The sequence below is a fragment of the Bacillus sp. SIMBA_031 genome (assembly GCF_046535225.1).
Taxonomy (GTDB): Bacteria; Bacillota; Bacilli; order Bacillales; family Bacillaceae; genus Bacillus; species Bacillus velezensis.
This window is the reverse complement of record NZ_JAWRXC010000302.1, coordinates 1-268: the sequence shown is the minus strand read 5'-3', so window position 1 is coordinate 268 and position 268 is coordinate 1. Positions and strand designations below refer to the sequence as shown.

The 268-nt window shown below is 41.8% G+C and carries 1 protein-coding gene; it reads right to left on the bottom strand.

Annotated features, from left to right (window positions below; genetic code table 11):
• The coding region (locus SB724_RS20390) for an alcohol dehydrogenase catalytic domain-containing protein (protein ID WP_410572704.1) at positions 1-181 on the bottom strand (181 nt) is incomplete at its 3' end.
• Positions 182-268 lie beyond the last annotated feature (87 nt).

The following is a 268-nucleotide window of genomic DNA, read 5'->3' as shown; positions in this document are numbered from 1 at the left end:
AATTTTTAACGTGCTCGCCAATTTTTGTTACACGACCAAGAATTTCGTGTCCGGGAACAATGGGATAGGTTGTGCCTCCCCAATCATTATGTATGCTGTGCAGGTCTGAATGGCAAATACCGCAATACAATATTTCCAATTCCACATCGTGAGCCAGTACCGCCCTGCGGTTAATGTCCATCTCCTGTAATGGCTGTGTAGCCGATACAGTACCGTATGCTTTTATACTATGTGTGTTCATCTTTAATCAAGTTTAATCAAAAGAAAC